We start from the raw sequence: 17,569 nt of genomic DNA, 5'->3' as shown, positions 1-17,569 counted from the left end.
CATCCTCGTCCTCGGCGCCGCGCTGCTGGTATGGCCGGCCCGTGACGCCACTGACGAGGTTGCGGAACCAGATCAGCGGGCGGGCGCGGCCGCCGGCGGGAGCGAGCGGCGCCCCGGCCCTCGGCCGCCCGGATGTGCGGACCGGAACCGCGTGATGGACTTTCGAGCGTGAGCCGACCGACCGACCCGTGGCACGTCCGCGAGGACGCCCTGGACCCGGAGCGCGCCGCGGCGCAGGCGTCGGTCCTGGCGCTCGCGAACGGTCACCTGGGCGTCCGCGGCCTGCTCGACGAGGGCCAGCCGGGCGCCGGTCCGGGCACGCTGCTCGCCTCGGCGCACGAGGAGCACCCGTTCACCTACGCGGAGCCCGCCTACGGGTACCCGGACACCGACGAGCGGATCGTCCCCGTGGCCGACGGCTGGACGGTCCGGCTGCTGGTCGACGGGGTCCCGCTCGACACCACGACCGGCTGCCTGCACCGCCACAAGCGGACCCTCGACCTGCGCGCCGGGGTCCTCGACCGGGCCGTCACCTGGACGTCACCCGCGGGCCCGACGGTGCAGGTCACCTCCCGCCGGCTCGTGTCCCTCGTGCGCCCCGAGCTGGCGGCGGTGGAGTACGAGGTCCGCGCGGTCGACGGCGTGCACGTCGAGCTGCAGCCGTTCCGGTGCACGGCGTCGCCCGCCCCGGACGGCACCACCGGCTCCGGCGAGCGCACGCCGCCCCACGCCTCGGACGACGAGGACCCGGCCGTCCTCACCCAGGCGTGCGAGCACGGCACCGGGAGGTCGTGGTCCCGCGAGCTCGTGCCGACGACCGGGACCCACGTCCTCGTCGTCGCCGACCACGCCGTGACGGCGTCCGACGGTGTCGAGGTGCAGGCCTCCGCGTCGGGCCACACCACGGGCTTCGCCGCGACGCTCGCCGCCGGGCAGTCGGTGCGCCTGCAGCTGGCCGTTGCGCACGTCGCCGCCGCGGACGTCCCGCCGCACGAGCTCGAGGCGCAGGCCGCGCGGGTCCTCGACGCCGCCGGCTCCGCCGGGTGGGGGCGCCTGCAGGGCGAGCAGCGCGCGTTCCTCGACGACGTGTGGGCCCGGTGCGACGTCGAGGTCGACGGCGACCCGGAGCTCCAGCAGGCCGTGCGGTTCGCGCTGTTCCAGGTCGTGCAGTCCGCCGCGTGCCTCCGGGTGGCCGGTGTCCGGGCGAAGGGGCTGACCGGCGACGGCTACCACGGGCACACGTTCTGGGACGTCGACACCTTCGTCCTGCCCGTGCTGACCCAGCTCCTGCCCCACGCGGCCGCTGCGCACGTGCGCTGGCGGCACTCGACGCTGCCGACCGCGGTCGAGCGCGCGCGCGTGCTGCACCTCGACGGCGCCGCGCACCCGTGGCGCACGATCACCGGCCCCGAGTGCTCGGGCTACTGGCCCGCGGGCTCGGCGGCGGTGCACGTCAACGCCGCGGTCGCCGACGCCGCGGTGCGCCACCTCACGGCGACCGGCGACGACGGGTTCGGCCGCCGGGTCGTCCTCGACCTCGTGACGCACGCCGCCCGGTTCTGGGTCGCGCTCGGCCACCACGAGCGGGGCGAGTTCCACCTCGACGGCGTGACGGGGCCCGACGAGTACAGCGCGCTCGGCGACGACAACACGTACACGAACCTCATGGCGCAGCGGAACCTGCGGGACGCGGTCGCGCTCGTCGGGCGCTACGCGGACGAGCCCGCCGCCCGCGACGTGACCCGCCAGGAGCTCGACCGCTGGACGCGCGCGGCCGACGAGATGGCCGTCCCGCGCGACCCCCTCACCGGGATCACCGAGCAGTCGGCGGGCTACCTGCGCCGCGAGGTCTGGGACTTCGACGCCTGGGACGCCAAGCAGTACCCGCTCGACGACAACGCGCCGTACGAGGCGCTCTACCGCCACCAGGTCGTCAAGCAGGCGGACCTCGTGCTGGCCCTGTACCTGGCCGGCGACGCGTTCACCGCCGACCAGAAGCGCCGCGACTTCGACCACTACGAGACCCTCACGGTGCGCGACTCGTCGTTGTCCGCACCCGCGCAGGCGGTCGTCGCCGCGGAGGTCGGGCACCTGGACCTCGCGTACTCGTACACGCGCGAGACCGCACTCATCGACCTCGACGACCTGCACGGCTCGGCCGCGGACGGCCTGCACGTCGCCGCGCTCGCGGGGGCGTGGACCGCGCTCGTCGCGGGCTTCGGCGGGCTCCGCGAGGTCGACGGCCGGCTGCACCTGAGCCCGCGGCTCCCCCGGCGGCTGACCCGGCTGCGGTTCCGGGTCGCGTGGCGCGGCTCGCTGGTCGACGTCGAGGTCGTGCCCGGCACGGCGACCTACCGGCTGCTGCAGGGCCCGTCGATCGACCTGGTGCACGACGCGGAGCCGGTGCGGCTCACCGCCGACGAGCCCACGCAGCGGCGCGCGACCGGCCCGCTGCCGTCGGCGTCGGACCCACCGCGGCAGCCGCCGGGTCGCGAGCCCCTCGCCTGACCCGCACACGGCGGCCGTCCCCACCCCCCGCGGTGCGCGCGCTCCGAGGTCGCGCGCGCACGGCTGGCTGCTCGCTCCGAGCGACCGCAGCGGACGTCCGCACCCGCCGCTCGTCGACCCACGCCACGTAGACTCGACGCCGGCCACCGTGCGCGCACCGCCCGCGCCGCTCCCCGCCCCCGCGAGATCCCGCGCACCCTGCGCCGCCCGGCGTACCCCCGGGCCGGACCTCCGTGCCCCGAACGACGAAGGACCCCGTGACCTCCCCTGCGCCCACCGCCCCCGCCCGGCCCCACGTCCCGGAGGCCGGCGAGTCCGACTCCGTGCTGCGCGCCCTCCGCTCGCCGCGGAGGCTCAAGACCGAGGTCCTGGGCGGGCTCGTGGTGGCGCTCGCGCTGATCCCCGAGGCGATCTCGTTCTCGATCATCGCCGGGGTCGACCCACGCCTCGGGCTCTTCGCGTCGTTCACGATGGCCGTGACCATCGCCGTCGTCGGCGGGCGCCCGGCGATGATCTCCGCCGCCACGGCCGCCGTCGCGCTCGTCGTCGCACCCGTCGCCCGGGAGCACGGGCAGGACTACCTGATCGCGACCGTGATCCTCGGCGGGCTCGTGCAGGTCGTGCTCGGGGCGCTGGGCGTCGCGCGGCTCATGCGCTTCGTCCCGCGCTCCGTCATGGTCGGGTTCGTCAACGCGCTCGCGATCCTCGTCTTCCTCTCCCAGCTCCCGTACCTCGTGGACGTGCCGTGGACCGTCTACGCGCTCGTCGCCGCCGGGCTCGTGATCGTCTTCGGGCTGCCGCGCCTGACGACCGTGGTCCCCGCGCCGCTCGTCGCCATCCTCGTGCTGACGGTCGTCACGGTCGCCGCGGCCATCACCGTGCCGACGGTCGGCGACGAGGGCGAGCTCCCCGAGAGCCTGCCGACGCTCCTGCTCCCCGACGTGCCGCTGAACCTCGAGACGCTGCGGATCATCGCCCCGTACGCCGTGACGATGGCGATCGTCGGGCTGCTGGAGTCGCTCCTGACCGCCAAGCTCGTCGACGACATCACCGACACCCACTCGGACAAGACACGGGAGGCGTGGGGCCAGGGGGTCGCGAACGTCGTCACCGGGTTCTTCGGCGGCATGGGCGGCTGCGCGGTGATCGGGCAGACGATGATGAACGTGAAGGCGTCGGGTGCCCGTACGCGCCTCTCGACGTTCCTCGCCGGGGTGTTCCTGCTGGTCCTGGTGGTCGGGCTGGGTGACCTCGTGGGTGTCATCCCGATGGCCGCGCTCGTCGCGGTGATGATCTTCGTGGCCTGGGCGGCGTTCGACTGGCACTCGGTCCGGCCGTCGACCCTGCGCCGGATGCCGGGCAGCGAGCTGGTCGTCATGCTCTCGACCGTCGCGGTGACCGTCGCGACGCACAACCTCGCGTACGGCGTCGTCTGCGGCGTGCTCGTCGCCATGGTGGCGTTCGCCCGGCGGGTCGCGCACCTCACCGAGGTCACGGTCGTCGACACCGGCGACGAGGGCACCCGCACCTACGCCGTGACCGGCGAGCTGTTCTTCGCGTCGTCGAACGACCTCGTCTACCAGTTCGACTACGCCGGCGACCCGGGGCACGTCGTCATCGACCTCGCCGACGCGCACATCTGGGACGCCTCGACGGTCGCCGCGCTCGACGCGATCACCACCAAGTACGCCGCCCGCGGCACGACCGTCACGATCGTGAACCTCGACGAGGACAGCGCGCGCCGGCACGAGCGCCTCGCGGGGCAGCTCGGCGCGGGGCACTAGCCCGGACGCGCCGGTCCGCGGGACGATCCGCGCATGCTCCGGACGCGCCCCGCCGCCGCTCTCGTCGCCGTCCTCACCCTGCTGGCTCTCACCTCGGGGTGCAGCGGCGACGGACTGCCTGCACGCGAGCCCGAGGTCACGGGCGTCGTGCAGGACCTCGAGCTGACCGAGCCCTCCGACGGGTACTACGAGCGTCTCGGCCTCGCGCGCGACGAGGACACCGTGGTCGTGGACGCCGACGGGGAGCCGATCACCACGGCCGACCTCCGCGACGGCGTCGAGGTCGACGTGTGGGTGTCCTCCGCCTGTGCGGAGTCGTTCCCGGTCCGGTGCGGCATCGAGGCGGTCCGCGTCCGCGGCTGACCCGGACCGGGCACCGACGCCCGGTCGCGACCGGCCGCCGCCCGTGCGGGCGGTCCGCACCCGTTGACACGCGCTCCACCCCCGCCGAAGCATGAGCAGGTGCGGTCGCCGCACCGCGTGCCCGACGACGTGCACGCGAGCTCGAGGGCTGGGGGGCTCATGCTCGTGCTCACATCCGTCCGGCGGCGCGTCGCCGGGCTCTGCGCCGGGGCCCTCGCGGTCCCGCTCGTGCTGGTCGGGGCGCCCGCGGCTCATGCGGCCTCGCCCGTGACCGTCACGCCGTCGGCGCTCGTCACCGCGGCCGAGGGCGGCACCGCGACGGTCACGCTGACCGCGACGACCGCGGACGGCACCGCGCTCGCGTCACCGGTGACGGTCTTCTTCTCGACCGGGACGGGCACCGCGACCGGAGGTACCGACTACACCGAGACCGGCGGAGCGGTGACGTTCGCCGCCGGCGGCGAGTCCGGCGCGACCCTGGAGGTCGCCGTCGCGCTGACGGCGGACGAGGACGCAGAGACGACCGAGACGGTCCCGGTCACGTTCAGCACGACGACGTCCGACGTCACGGTGTCCGGCGGCGCGACCGTCGCCATCCAGGCCAACGGCTTCCCGTACCTCGACGCCGACCTGCCCGTCGCGGAGCGCGTCGCCGACCTGCTCGGGCGCATGTCGCTCGCCGAGAAGGTCGGCCAGATGACGCAGGCGGAACGGGCCAACGTCGCCGCGACGCCGGGCCGCGTCGCGTCGCTCGGCCTCGGCTCGCTGCTCTCGGGCGGCGGCTCGACCCCGACCCCGAACACCCCCGAGGCGTGGGCCGACATGGTCGACGGCTTCCAGACCCAGTCGCTGTCGACCCGCCTGTCGATCCCGCTGCTCTACGGCGTGGACTCGGTGCACGGCCACGGCAACCTCGTGGGCGCCACCGTCTTCCCGCACAACATCGGGCTCGGCGCGATGCGCGACCCGGCGCTCGTCGAGGAGGCGGCGCACGTCACGGCGGCCGAGACCCGGGCCACCGGGCCGCAGTGGTCGTTCGCGCCGTGCCTGTGCGTCGCGCGGGACGTCCGCTGGGGCCGCACGTACGAGTCGTTCGGGGAGGACCCCGCGCTCGTCGTGCTCAACGAGACGGCGATCGACGGGCTCCAGGGCCCGCGGCGCAGCGAGCTCGACCAGCCCGACCGCGTGCTGGCGTCCGTCAAGCACTTCGCGGGCGACGGCGGCACCGAGTTCGGCAGCAGCACGACCGGCGAGTACACGATCGACCAGGGCGTCGCGGTGACGAGCCGGCGCGACTTCGAGCGCCTGCACCTGTCCCCCTACGTCCCGGCGGTGCGGGAGTACCGCGCGGGGACCGTCATGCCGTCGTACTCGAGCGTCGACTGGACCGAGAACGGCGTCGGCGACCCGCTCAAGATGCACGCGCACACCGAGCTGATCACGGGCTGGCTCAAGGGGCAGCAGGAGTTCGACGGGTTCGTGATCAGCGACTACAACGCGATCGAGCAGATCCCCGGCGACTACCCGACGCAGGTCCGCACGAGCGTCAACGCGGGCGTCGACATGTTCATGGAGCCCAACACCCCGGACCCGTTCATCGCGACGCTCATGGGCGAGGTCGGCGCGGGCCGCGTCCCGATGGCACGGATCGACGACGCGGTGCGCCGCATCCTGCAGCAGAAGCTGGAGCTCGGGCTCTTCGAGCACCCGTACACCGACCGCGCGGGCCAGGCGGACATCGGCTCGGCGGAGCACCGGGCGGTCGCGCGCGAGGCCGTCGTGAAGTCGCAGGTGCTGCTGCGCAACACCGGCGACGTGCTGCCGCTCGCCAAGGACGCGAGCATCTACCTCGCGGGCCGCGCGGCCGACAACATCGGCATCCAGGCCGGCGGCTGGACCGTCACGTGGCAGGGCCAGCCGGTCAAGGACCTCATCCCGGGCACGACGGTCCGGGCGGGCATCGAGGAGGTCGCACCGGACGCGCAGGTCACGTTCAGCGAGGACGCCTCGGCGCCGACGGCGCGGACGTCGGGGTCGTCGTCGTGGGCGAGACCCCGTACTCCGAGGGCTACGGCGACGTCGGCGGACCGGGCTGGCCGTGGGACCCGTCGGACGGCGGCGTGCCGCGCGAGCCGAACAAGCAGCTCACGCTGACGCCGGGCGACCAGGCGGTCGTCGACACGGTGTGCTCCGCGATCGAGACGTGCGTCGTGCTCGTCGTCTCGGGCCGGCCGAACGTCGTGGCCGACCCGTACGGCCAGGTCGACGCGCTCGTCGCCTCCTGGCTGCCCGGTTCGGAGGGGGCGGGCGTCGCGGACGTGCTGTTCGGCGACGCGGCGTTCACCGGACGCCTCGGCATGACGTGGCCGCGCACGCAGGAGCAGGAGCCGATCAACGTGGGCGACGCGGAGTACGACCCCGAGCTGCCGTTCGGCTGGGGCCTGCGCACCGACTCCGCGTTCGACCGGCTCGAGGCGCTGCGGGCCGAGCTCGAGTCGTCGCGCGACCGGACGGTCCGCCGGGCCGTGGGCGACATCGACCAGGCCCTCGCGCGCGGCGACTGGACCGAGACCGGGGAGGCCGGCAACGAGCGCGTCGTCCTCCGGACGCTCTCCCGGGCCGCGAACCGGCTCGACGGCAGCGACGCCGTGACGTGGCAGCAGCTGAACACGCTCACGTCGGTGCTGCGGGACATCGCGCAGCAGCGGGTCGTCGACGCGGGGACGGACGCGCCCGAGGGCTGGGCCGCCGACCTCGCCGACGCGGAGCACGCGCTGCTCGTCGGGGAGTACGGGCTCGCCGCGGACCTGCTGGTCCGGGTCGCGTCGGCGCGCGCGAGCTGACCGGACGCACGCCGCCCGGTGCCCCTCCCCCGCGGTGAGGGGCACCGGGCGGTGCGCTGCGCCACACGCCCGGGGAGAGGGCAGGCCCCTTCCGGTCACGCCGTCGCCGGGTCCACCGCCTCCAGGACCCAGACGACCGGGACCGACGCCACCTCCGCGTGCGCGTCACGGGTGACCTGCGGGTTGCCCTCGACGCCGACGTAGCCGATCGGCTGGCCCGCGGGCAGCACCGCGATCGTGCACGCGGCGACCTCGGCATCGACCGCCGGCTCGTCGAGCGACTCTGTCTGGCACGGCGCGAACACGCCCATCGGGAGCAGGTCGCCCGCTCCCGCGCCGTCGGCTCCCCAGCCCAGCACGTGCGGCGGCGCGAGGCTCGACGTGTCGCTGTTGCCGCGCGCCCACAGGAGCCGGTGGCTGGTGCGGACGTAGTACGCCTGCTGCGTCGCGGGGTCGAACGCCTCCGGGCCGGCGACGGTGGCGATCTCCGCGGGGTCCGCCGCCACGACGTCGACGACCGTCGACGCCCACTGGGACTCGGTGTAGTGCTCGCCGGCGGGGTCGAACCCGGCGTTCTTCTGCAGGAGCGCCTCGTCGGTGCGCACGAGCCGCGTGCTCTCGGGCGTCAGCGTGGCCGGCGTCCCGAGCTCGAACGGCACGACCGGCGCCGGCGTGGGCGTCGGGGTGGCGGTCGGGGTCGGCGTCGGGGTGGCCGTGACGCTGGGCGACGGCGCCGCGTCCGGGTCGCCGCCCGTGCAGCCGGTGAGCACGACCAGCGCACCGAGCGCCACGAGCCCGGCGGCGGGGGGCGCGGCTGTCCGACGCACAAAGTGGGGCACGCCCGACATTCTGCCCCGGCCCAGGGCGTCGCGTCCCGGACCGGGGCGGCGCGCCGCCCTACCGTGCGTCGACGGGAGAAGGCTCCGGCGCGTGCGCGACGTGCGGGTGCCGGCGCTCGAGCGCGGAGCCCTCGACGTCGACGTCCGGCAGCAGCCGGTCGAGCCAGCGCGGCAGCCACCACGCCTTGTCGCCCGCGAGGTGCATGAGCGCGGGCACGAGCGTCATGCGCACGACGAACGCGTCGACGAGCACCCCGAACGCGAGCGAGAACCCGATGGGCCGGATCATCGCGCTGTGCGAGAACACGAACCCGCCGAAGACCGAGACCATGATGATCGCCGCCGCGGTCACGACGGCCCGGCCGGCGCGCACGCCCTCGACGACGGCGACGCGCGCGGGCGCTCCGTGCGCGTAGGCCTCCCGCATGCCCGTGCCCAGGAACAGCATGTAGTCCATCGCGAGGCCGAACAGGATGCCGACGAGGATCGTCGGCAGGAAGTTCAGCACCGGCCCGGGCGTCTCGACGCCGAACACCGAGTCGAGCCAGCCCCACTGGTAGATCGCCACGACGCCGCCGAGGGCCGCGAAGAACGACAGGATGAAGCCGAGCGTCGCGATGACCGGGACGAACACCGACCGGAACACGAGCACGAGGATCAGCATCGAGAGGCCGACGACGACCGCGAGGTACGTCGGCAGCGCGTCGGCGAGCTTGTCGGAGATGTCGATGTTGCCGCTGGCCTGGCCCGCGACCGCGATCTGGATGTCCCCGTCGAGCGGCGAGAGCGTCCGCAGCGTGTGCACGAGCTCCTCGGTCGACTCGGTCGTCGGGCCGTCGGCCGGGACGACCTGGAACGCGGCGACGGTCCGGTCCTCCGACGCGCCGACCGGTGCGACGGCGACGACGTCGTCCTGGGCGAAGAGCTGCTCGCCGACCTGCACCTGGTACGCGAGGAGCTCCTCCTCGGTCGGTGAGCCGGGCAGGTCCGCGACGACGACGAGGGTGCCGGCCTGGCCCGCGCCGAACTTCTCGGCGACGGTCGCGTACGCGCGGTACTGGGTCGAGTCGTGCGGCTCGGACGACCCGTCGGGCAGGCCGAGGCGCAGCTCGAGCGCGGGGAGGGCGACGACGACGAGCGCGGCGACGGCCAGCACCGCGCGGAGCAGCGCGCCGGGGGTCGACATCGGCCGGGCCGGGGACGCGGGCGTCGCGACGGGCGCTGCCGCGTCGTCCGCCGAGGCGGCCGGGGTCGACGCGGGGGCCGTGGCGGCCGGCGAGGCGGAGGTGCCCGCGGCGCCCGACCCGGCGGCGGCGAGCCGTGCGCGCTCGCGCCCGCTCAGCACCCGCAGCCCGAGCAGCGACAGCAGCGCGGGCGTGAACGTCACGGCGATGAGCACGGCGATCGCGACGCACATCGCGCCGACCGTGCCCATGAGCCCGAGGAAGGGGATGCCCGTGATGTTGAGCGCGAGCAGCGCGATGAGCACCGTCATCCCGGCGAACACCACGGCGTTGCCCGACGTGCCGTTCGCGAGCCCGATGGACTCCGCGACGTCGTACCCGCCCTTGAGCTGGCGACGGTGCCGGTTGACGATGAACAGCGAGTAGTCGATCCCGACCGCGAGGCCGAGCATGACGCCGAGCATCGGGGTCACCGAGCTCATCTCGACGACGCCCGAGAGCGACAGCGCCCCGAGCGCCCCGATGCCGACGCCCACGAGCGCGGCGAGGATCGGCAGCCCGGCACCGACGAGCGTGCCGAGCATGACGACGAGCACGACGCCCGCGACGACCACGCCGACGACCTCGCCGACGCCCAGCAGCTCGGGGACCCCGCTCGTGAGCTCGGCCGAGTAGTCGACGACGACCCCGTCGACCGCCGCGGACTCGACGGCCTCGACCACGGCCTCCCGGGTCTCGTTCTCGATCTCGAACTGGGACGCGGTGAACACGACCGTGAGCACCGCCGCGGTGCCGTCCTGCGACACGGTGCGGATCTCCGCGGCCATGTCGAGCAGCGCCTCGCCGAGCTCGAGCTGCTCGGCCTGCGCCTCGAGCTCGGTCTCGCCGGCCTCGATCTCCGCGGCACCGGCCTCGATCGCCGCCACGCCCGCGTCGATCGCCGACTGCTGCGCGTCGAGCGCCGCGACCTGGGCCTCGAGCGCGGCCTGCTGGGCCTCACCCGCGGCCCCGCCCTGCGCGGCCCCACCCTGCGCGGCGCCGGCCGCAGCCTCGAGCTGCGCACGCCCGGCGTCGAGCTGCGCCTGCCCCTGCTCGAGCTCGGCGCGTCCCCGCTCCAGCTCCGCACGGCCCTGCTCGAGCTCGGTGCGGCCCTGCTCGATCTGCGCGCGACCGCTCTCGACCTGCGCGGCCTGCTCGGCGCGCTGCGCCTCGGTCGCGAACGGGTCGACGACCGTCTCGACGCCCTCGACGTCCGCGACCTCCGCGGCCATCGCCGAGATGCCCTCGCGCTGCTCGGCGGTGAACTCCTCCCCGGAGTCCGTCGTCAGCACGATGCCCGCGGTCCCGCCCGCGGCGGCCGGCAGCTCGCGCGCGAGCCGGTCGGTGACCTCGGCCGTCGGGGTGCCGGGGATCGAGACGCTGCTCGCGAGGGTCCCGCCGAGGAGCGCGTACGCACCGCCGACGACCGCCAGGATCACGAACCAGGCGGTGACGACGGTGCGGGCGCGCCGGGCGGACCAGCTCCCGAGGCGCAGGAGGAGTTCGGCCATGAGGGTGTGTGCCTTTCGGACGGTCGTGCGGAGGTCGGCAGGTCACGGTGGTGGCGTGTCCCGGCCTGGGGGCGGGGTGCGAGGGAGCGGGTGGGTCAGGTGGTGGCGGGGTGGTCCGCCGCGAAGCCGTGGCCGGTGCGGTCGAGGAGGCGGTCGACGAGCGCGGCCCAGACGGCACGCGAGGGCTCGTCGTCGACCGCTCCGGTCGCCGCGTCCCAGTGCCGGTGCAGGACGAGGACGCCGGAGACGACCGCGTTGACCAGCAGGTGCACGTCGAGCACGTCCGCGCGGGGGTGCCGTGCGAGGACCGCGGCGGCGAGGCGGCCGCGCGCTGCGTCGAGGACGCGGAGGAGCACGGTCGCGATCGCCGGGGAGTGCTCGTCGTGCGAGCGCAGCGACTGCGTGAGGAAAGCCATCGGCGCGACGAGGTCGGTCGAGCGGACGGCGCGGTCGAGCTCGCCGAACACCACGGCGCGGCCGTCGACGTCCGTCCCGGGCGCGGCGGGCGACGCCGCGCTCTCCCGCTCGTAGCTCGCCACGAGGGTGCCGATGACGTCCCCGAACACCTCGGCGACGATGTCGTCGACCGACGCGAAGTGGTTGAAGACCGTGCGGCGCGAGACGTCGGCGCGCCGGGCGAGGTCGTCGATCGTGAACCGGAGCCCGCCGGTCTCCGCGATGAGCGCGGCCGCGGCGTCGACGATGGCCTGCCGGTGCCGCGCCTTGAGCGCGACGCGGCGGTCGGTCGACGGCTCGGTCACGTTCCTACACTAGGTGCAACGCTGCACCGAGTGCACCCTCGCCGCGGATGAAGCGGGGGCGGTCGGGGGGCGCGGATGAAAACTGGACGAACCGGGCGCGCCCGGGTATCACCGGCGCCGCTCGCCCGTCGGTCCAGGCAGCGCGCGGAGCACACGAGCCCGCTCGCCGGCCCACCCGGCACAGCGGCCCTCGCCGGGTGAGACCTCCTCCGGGCCGCACCCGAAGGAGCAGGACAGATGGCGAACGAGCTGAACATCAAGGGTCCGCACGCCCCGACCGAGGGACGCGCCGCCCGCAGGCTCCAGCAGGTGATCGAGCTCGGTCACCTGGAGGACCTCACCGGCATCCTCGTCCGGGGTGGCCCGCGCTACCTCGTGACCTACATGAACTCCCAGACGGGCGGCCGCGTCCGCTCCGCCACGGTCGTCTCGGTCACCAACCAGTCGAAGCAGACGAACCGCGTCACGGTCTCGTGGTTCAAGGGCTTCAGCGACGACTCCTCCCCCGTCGGCGAGAGCACGTTCTCGATCCCGCCCGACTTCACGGTCGACTTCGCGACGCGGTCGCTCCCGGGCGAGATCACCGTGACGAACTCCGTCCCGGCACCCGAGCTCACGTTCGACGAGGGCCGCGGCCTCGTGAGCTCGACGTACCGGGAGATCGGCGTCAGCGCCCGCGTCTACTACGCGCGCGGCGACGACGACCTCGACCTGATGGCGGTCACGGACTCGAAGGTCGTCCGGATCGACGAGGGCAACGTCGGCGACTGACGGTCGCCCGCACCGCCGGCCGTGGCCTCCGCTCCTCAGCGCGGGCCGCGGCCGGCGTCGCGCCGCCTTCCCTCGCGGGCAGCCTGGAACAGCGGGACCCGAGGCGCGACGGGACCCGGCACCCGCCAGGGCTACGGCGGGGATCACCCGGACCAGCCCCTCGTCTTCGAACACCTGTTCGAGTACCGTAGGAGCATGCCCGCCGGCGGCGCGACGATCCTGCACGCTGATCTCGACGCGTTCTACGCGTCGGTCGAACAGCTGCTCGACCCCGCCCTGCGCGGCCGCCCGATCGCCGTGGGCGGCGGACCGAACGGGGGCGTCGTGCTCGCCGCGTCCTACGAGGCCAAGGCCTTCGGGGTGCAGGGCGGCATGCCGGGCTGGCGGGCGGCGAGGCTGTGCCCGGCGCTGACCTTCGTGCGCGGGCACTTCGGGGAGTACCAGCAGCTTGGCGACGCCGTGATGGAGGTGCTGCGCGACGTCACGCCCCTCGTCGAGCGCATCTCGATCGACGAGGCGTTCCTCGACGTGTCCGGCGCGACGCACCTGTTCGGCCCACCCGAGGCGATCGCCACCCTGATCCGCGAACGCGTGCGCAGCGACATCGGGCTGCCCATCTCGGTAGGTGCGGCGCGGACGAAGCACCTCGCGAAGATCGCGTCGCAGGTCGCGAAGCCCGACGGGCTCGTCGTCGTGCAACCCGGCACCGAGCGCGAGTTCCTCGACCCGCTGCCCGTCGGGCTCATCTGGGGCGTCGGGCCCGTGCACGAGCAGCGCCTCGCCGAGCGCGGGATCCGCACGATCGGCCAGCTCGCCGAGACCCCGTCGTCCGCGGTCGAGCACCTCCTCGGGCACGCCGTCGGCCACAAGCTGAGCGCGATGGCGCACGACGAGGACCCGCGCCGCGTCGTGACCGACCGGCGCGCCCGCTCGGTCGGCGCGCAGTCGGCCCTGGGCCGGCGCACGCCCGAGGTCGAGGACGTCCGGGCCGTGCTCGCGCACCTCGCGGACCGGGTCTCGCGCCGCCTGCGCGCCAAGGACCGTGCCGGGCGCACGGTCACGGTGCGCGTGCGGTTCGCCGGCATGACGTCCGTGACGCGCTCCCGCACGCTCTCGCAGCCCGTGGCGAGCACGCTCACGCTCACCGAGGTCGCCGAGCACCTCACGTGGTCCGCGATCCACGACGCCCCGCCCGGCACCGAGATCACGCTGCTCGGCATCTCGGTGTCGAACGTCGTCGACCAGCTGGTCGTCCAGCCCGAGCTCGACCTGCGCCCGGAGGACCCGTGGCGACCGGGGTCCCCGACGGGCTCGGCGCGGCGGGCCGTCGACGGCTCGATGGACCGGATCCGGACGCGGTTCGGCGGCGACGCGGTCGGCTACCTGCCGGCCGTCCTCGGGCGCGGGGCCGCGGTGCCCGACGAGTTCCGCGAGCTCGCGGAGCACGACCTCTGAGCGACCGCTCCGCGGCTCACCGCCGGTCAGCCCGCGAGCGCCGCCCGCAGGAACGCGATGTCCTCCGCCTGCCGCTCCGCCGGGGTCTCGACGACCGCGTCGCACCCGGCCTCCCGGACGACGTGCGCGATGAGCTCGGGCGGGATGGTGCCGGTCGCGAAGTTGGCGTGCCGGTCGCGGCTCGACCCCGCGGGGTCGCGCGAGCTGTTCGCGTGCACGAGGTCGATGCGCCCGGTGATCGCCAGGACGCGCTCGACGATCGTCTCGAGGTCCTCCCCCGCGGCCCACGCGTGGCAGGTGTCGAGGCAGAAGCCCACCTCGTACTCGCCGATCGCGTCCCACAGCATCGCCAGGCGGTCGAGCGTCCGCGCGCACGCGTTCTCGCCGCCGGCCGTGTTCTCGACGAGGACCGGGACGGGGAACGTCGCGCGCTCGAACGTCTTGCGCCAGTTGTCGACGCCGACCGCGATGTCGTCCCCGTCGGCGACGTGCCCGCCGTGCACGATCAGCCCGCTGACCCCGAGGACCGACGCGGCGGCGGCGTGGTCGGCGATCATCTTGCGGCTCGGGATGCGGATCTTGTTGTTGGTCGACGCGACGTTGACCAGGTACGGCGCGTGCGCGTAGAGGCGTAGGTCGGAGCGGGTGAGGGCGTCGGCGTCGTCGCGCGGCACCGGCTTCTTCCAGCCCTGGGGGTTGGCGAGGAAGAACTGGACGGCCTCCGCCTCGACCTCCCCGGCAGCGGCGACGGGGTCGTCGTCCCGGACGTGTGCTCCGATCAGCGCCATGCGCGGTCCTTCCGTCGGGGGTCTCGCGCCAGGCTAGACGCTGCCACCGACTCCGCGCCGCGTGCAGCGCTGCGTCGCACCCCGCGGCGGACGCCTGGCGCTCAGCAGACCCGGTGCCCCTCGGCGCACCACCGGTGCCCGACGTCGACCACGAGCCGCGAGCCCTCGCCCGGCCCGGGCAGCACGAACGCCCGGAACGGGAGCCGGGCCCGCACCCCGAGCCCGATCGTGGTGGTGCCCTCGTAGCTCCCGACCCATGCGACGTGCCGGAACGTCCGGTAGGACGTCGTGTCGACGAGCGTGCCGGGGCCGACGAACCAGGCGTCCGTCGCGAGCGCCGGCACCCGCGCCACGACCTCGAGCCGCGCGTTGCCGCGCACGGGGACGACGGCGCCGCTGCCGTCCTGCACGAGCTCGTCGACGTAACGCACCGACCACCCGGTGAGCGGCGCGTCGACGTCGAGCACGAGCCGGTCGAAGCACGCGTGCCGGCCGGCCCGCACGTCCACGAGCGTCCCGGCCGACATGTCGCCGGCCGACCGGGCCTGGGACCCCCAGACCTGGCCGCAGTACGGGTGGGCCACGGCGCCGGGGGCGACGAGCAGCTGGCCGCCCATCAGGAGCAGGAGCGTGGCGAGGACGGCGGAGAGTCGACGGCGCATCGGTGCACCCCCTTCGTCCTCCCACGGTCCGCCTGCCGGTGCGTGGTGTCAACGCCCTCCGGCGGACAGGGGCACCGGCTCCGGGCGACCGCTCAGAGCAGCGACGCGCCCCGCTCGAGCGTGACCGGCTCGCCGACGGGCGCCGTGCGGCCAGGCACGGGCGCGTACCGCTGGGCGCGGAGGACGCTGGCCCGCCCGGCGTCGGACGCCTCGACGAAGAGTGCGTCCGTCCGGGACCCGTCCGCCGTGAGGTACCCGTCCCACGCGACCGCGGCCCGCACCGCACCCGACGCCCGGACGTGGTCGCGGGCGCGCTCGACGGACTCGCCGAGCTCGCCGACGAACCGGTGGAGCGAGCGCCCGCCGTCCGCGTCCTCGAGCAGGCAGAACGGGACGAGCGGACCACCCTCGGGGACGATCGAGTGCACGGCGTGCGCGAGCGCGAACGAGGCGAGCGCCTCGACCTCGGGGGACGCCTCGGTCGAGAGGTCGGTCAGCCGGCCGGCGACGCCGCCGACGAAGTCGACGACCCAGCCGCGCTCACCGGCGGCCCAGCGCCTCGCGACGGCGGCGCGCGGGAAGAGCGTGAGGTTCAAGGGCGCGGGCAGCACGAGGGCCGGCTCGCGGCCGTGCTCGTCCGCGGCGACCGCCCACCGCCCGCCGGGCACGCGCGCGAGGACCGCGTCACCGAGCGCGACGCCGAGACCGTCGACCGCGGGGCTCGGGTCGGCGGTCCCACCCCCGGCCGCCCACGCGTCCAGAGCGTCGTCGTAGCGGCGGCCGAGCGCCTCGGGGTCGATCGCCGACGCACCGCCCGGGAACGAGGCCCGCACGCCGGCGAACCACGCGACGTCCACCGGCTCGAGCTCGCGCGGCTGGGGCAGGGCCGCGGGGGCCTGCGGCTGTGCGGGGGTGCGGTCGCGGTTCCGTCGGAAGAAGCCCATACGTGCCTGTCGACGTGTCGGGACGGGGACTTGAGCGCCGTGTGACGCAGCCGGGCCGCGTGGGCGGCCCCGGCGGGCCCGGGCGGCGGATCGCGGACCGCCGCCCGGTGGACCGTCAGTGCGCGGCGCCCGCGTGCTTCTTGCGCGGGATGACGTGCATGATCGCGACGACGACGGCCCCGACGACGAGCCCGATGAGCGCCGACGCGAGCGTGTTGACGAGCCACGCGAGGAACCCGCCGATGCCGCCGACATGGTGGACGGCCTCCTCGGCGTGGTGCACGAGGTCGTACAGCCCGTGCCAGCCGAGCTCGTCGACCCCGACCAGCAGGATGTGCCCGCCGACCCAGAGCATCGCGACGATCCCGACCGTCGAGAGCACCGCGAGCACCTTCGGCATGGCCTGCACGAGGAACCGGCCGAACGACGCGACGCCGCCGCTCTTGTTCTGGGCGAGCTTGAGCCCGATGTCGTCCATCTTCACGATGAGCGCGACGACCCCGTAGACCATCACGGTGATCGCGAGCGCGACGACGATGAGGATGAGCGCGCGGGACACGAGCGGCTCGTCGGCGACCTCGTTGAGCGCGATGACCATGATCTCGGCCGAGAGGATGAAGTCCGTGCGGATCGCGCCGGCGGTCATCTTCTTCTCGGTGTCCGGGCCCTGGACGACGGCGGGCGCCTCGTCCTGGTGCTTGCCGTGCCCGCTGACGAGCTCCCAGATCTTCTCCGCGCCCTCGAACGCCAGGTAGGTGCCGCCGACCATGAGGATCGGCGTCAGCAACCACGGCAGGAACTGACTGAGCAGCAGGGCCGCGGGCAGGATGAACAGGAGCTTGTTGCGCAGCGAGCCGATCGCGATGCGGCGGATCATGGGGAGCTCGCGGTCGGGCGTGAAGCCGCTGACGTAGCGGGGCGTGACCGCGGTGTCGTCGATCACGACGCCCGCCGCCTTCGCGCTGGCCCGGCCCGCCGCCGCCGTGACGTCGTCCACCGACGCCGCCGCGAGCTTCGCGAGCGCCGCGATGTCGTCGAGCAGTGCAGCCAAACCGCCGGGCATGGGGGTCTCCCTCGTTCGTGGTGCCGTGGGGGCCTAGCGTGCCACCCGTCGGGC

At 74.7% G+C, this 17,569-nt stretch carries 14 protein-coding genes; 7 read left to right on the top strand and 7 right to left on the bottom strand.

Annotated features, from left to right (window positions below; genetic code table 11):
• Nucleotides 1-168: 168 nt before the first annotated feature.
• The 5 genes from AB6N24_RS12245 to AB6N24_RS12225 all read left to right on the top strand — a co-directional run bounded on the left by AB6N24_RS12245 (nt 169) and on the right by AB6N24_RS12225 (nt 7,498).
• The gene (locus AB6N24_RS12245) at nt 169-2,508 is read left to right on the top strand and encodes a glycoside hydrolase family 65 protein (protein WP_412869676.1); all 2,340 of its coding nucleotides are present in this window, start codon (nt 169-171) and stop codon (nt 2,506-2,508) included.
• A 257-nt stretch (nt 2,509-2,765) separates the two neighbouring features.
• On the top strand, nt 2,766-4,292 hold the full coding sequence (locus AB6N24_RS12240; RefSeq protein WP_412869675.1) for a SulP family inorganic anion transporter: 1,527 nt from the start codon (nt 2,766-2,768) through the stop codon (nt 4,290-4,292).
• 33 nt (nt 4,293-4,325) lie between these two features.
• Nucleotides 4,326-4,655 (top strand): ubiquitin family protein, encoded by a 330-nt coding sequence (locus tag AB6N24_RS12235; RefSeq protein ID WP_412869674.1) that lies wholly within the window; start codon nt 4,326-4,328, stop codon nt 4,653-4,655.
• A gap of 159 nt (nt 4,656-4,814) precedes the next feature.
• Nucleotides 4,815-6,809, top strand: a complete 1,995-nt coding sequence (locus AB6N24_RS12230) for a glycoside hydrolase family 3 protein (RefSeq protein WP_412869673.1) — start codon at nt 4,815-4,817, stop codon at nt 6,807-6,809.
• Entirely contained in the window at nt 6,698-7,498 is an 801-nt protein-coding gene (locus tag AB6N24_RS12225) for a glycoside hydrolase family 3 protein (protein WP_412869672.1), read from the top strand. Before AB6N24_RS12230 ends, AB6N24_RS12225 begins: the two co-directional genes overlap by 112 nt.
• Before the next feature lie 95 nt (nt 7,499-7,593).
• On the opposite strand, the gene AB6N24_RS12220 is transcribed toward AB6N24_RS12225, so the two are convergent.
• The 3 genes from AB6N24_RS12220 to AB6N24_RS12210 all read right to left on the bottom strand — a co-directional run bounded on the left by AB6N24_RS12220 (nt 7,594) and on the right by AB6N24_RS12210 (nt 11,832).
• Nucleotides 7,594-8,337 carry a hypothetical protein gene (locus AB6N24_RS12220; protein WP_412869671.1) on the bottom strand — a complete coding sequence of 248 codons (744 nt, stop codon included), beginning with the start codon at nt 8,335-8,337 and terminating at the stop codon, nt 7,594-7,596.
• A 58-nt stretch (nt 8,338-8,395) separates the two neighbouring features.
• Complete coding sequence (locus tag AB6N24_RS12215; RefSeq protein ID WP_412869670.1) at nt 8,396-11,071, bottom strand: MMPL family transporter; 2,676 nt, start codon at nt 11,069-11,071, stop codon at nt 8,396-8,398.
• 95 nt (nt 11,072-11,166) lie between these two features.
• Nucleotides 11,167-11,832, bottom strand: coding sequence for a TetR/AcrR family transcriptional regulator (locus tag AB6N24_RS12210; RefSeq protein WP_412869669.1), 666 nt, complete (start codon nt 11,830-11,832; stop codon nt 11,167-11,169).
• 237 nt (nt 11,833-12,069) lie between these two features.
• Between AB6N24_RS12210 and AB6N24_RS12205 the strand changes: the two genes are divergently transcribed.
• Nucleotides 12,070-12,603 carry a hypothetical protein gene (locus tag AB6N24_RS12205; protein ID WP_412869668.1) on the top strand — a complete coding sequence of 178 codons (534 nt, stop codon included), beginning with the start codon at nt 12,070-12,072 and terminating at the stop codon, nt 12,601-12,603.
• Nucleotides 12,604-12,798: 195 nt separating this feature from the next.
• A complete protein-coding gene (gene dinB, locus AB6N24_RS12200) occupies nt 12,799-14,058 on the top strand; it encodes a DNA polymerase IV (RefSeq protein WP_412869667.1) in 1,260 nt (419 codons plus the stop codon).
• Between the two features lie 26 nt (nt 14,059-14,084).
• On the opposite strand, the gene AB6N24_RS12195 is transcribed toward dinB, so the two are convergent.
• The 4 genes from AB6N24_RS12195 to AB6N24_RS12180 form a co-directional block, all read right to left on the bottom strand.
• Nucleotides 14,085-14,846, bottom strand: coding sequence for a deoxyribonuclease IV (locus AB6N24_RS12195; protein WP_412869666.1), 762 nt, complete (start codon nt 14,844-14,846; stop codon nt 14,085-14,087).
• A 101-nt stretch (nt 14,847-14,947) separates the two neighbouring features.
• A complete protein-coding gene (locus AB6N24_RS12190; protein ID WP_412869665.1) occupies nt 14,948-15,508 on the bottom strand; it encodes an AMIN-like domain-containing (lipo)protein in 561 nt (186 codons plus the stop codon).
• A gap of 92 nt (nt 15,509-15,600) precedes the next feature.
• Nucleotides 15,601-16,452: a DUF3806 domain-containing protein gene (locus AB6N24_RS12185; protein ID WP_412869664.1), complete on the bottom strand. Its 852-nt coding sequence runs from the start codon at nt 16,450-16,452 to the stop codon at nt 15,601-15,603.
• Nucleotides 16,453-16,567: 115 nt separating this feature from the next.
• Nucleotides 16,568-17,515 (bottom strand): DUF808 domain-containing protein, encoded by a 948-nt coding sequence (locus AB6N24_RS12180; protein ID WP_258724139.1) that lies wholly within the window; start codon nt 17,513-17,515, stop codon nt 16,568-16,570.
• Nucleotides 17,516-17,569: the final 54 nt, after the last annotated feature.

It is taken from the genome of Cellulomonas jepli (assembly GCF_047229345.1).
Lineage (GTDB): Bacteria > Actinomycetota > Actinomycetes > Actinomycetales > Cellulomonadaceae > Cellulomonas_A.
The sequence above is the reverse complement of the archived record's forward strand: the minus strand, read 5'-3'. Positions and strand labels throughout refer to the sequence as shown.

Excerpts from the sequence above, each read along its gene's own strand:
- AB6N24_RS12235 (WP_412869674.1), top strand. The coding sequence starts at position 4,326 with ATGCTCCGGACGCGCCCCGCCGCCGCTCTCGTCGCCGTCCTCACCCTG.
- AB6N24_RS12230 (WP_412869673.1), top strand. The coding sequence starts at position 4,815 with ATGCTCGTGCTCACATCCGTCCGGCGGCGCGTCGCCGGGCTCTGCGCC.
- AB6N24_RS12215 (WP_412869670.1), bottom strand. The coding sequence starts at position 11,071 with ATGGCCGAACTCCTCCTGCGCCTCGGGAGCTGGTCCGCCCGGCGCGCC.
- AB6N24_RS12205 (WP_412869668.1), top strand. The coding sequence starts at position 12,070 with ATGGCGAACGAGCTGAACATCAAGGGTCCGCACGCCCCGACCGAGGGA.
- dinB (WP_412869667.1), top strand. The coding sequence starts at position 12,799 with ATGCCCGCCGGCGGCGCGACGATCCTGCACGCTGATCTCGACGCGTTC.
- AB6N24_RS12195 (WP_412869666.1), bottom strand. The coding sequence starts at position 14,846 with ATGGCGCTGATCGGAGCACACGTCCGGGACGACGACCCCGTCGCCGCT.
- AB6N24_RS12190 (WP_412869665.1), bottom strand. The coding sequence starts at position 15,508 with ATGCGCCGTCGACTCTCCGCCGTCCTCGCCACGCTCCTGCTCCTGATG.
- AB6N24_RS12185 (WP_412869664.1), bottom strand. The coding sequence starts at position 16,452 with ATGGGCTTCTTCCGACGGAACCGCGACCGCACCCCCGCACAGCCGCAG.
- AB6N24_RS12180 (WP_258724139.1), bottom strand. The coding sequence starts at position 17,515 with ATGCCCGGCGGTTTGGCTGCACTGCTCGACGACATCGCGGCGCTCGCG.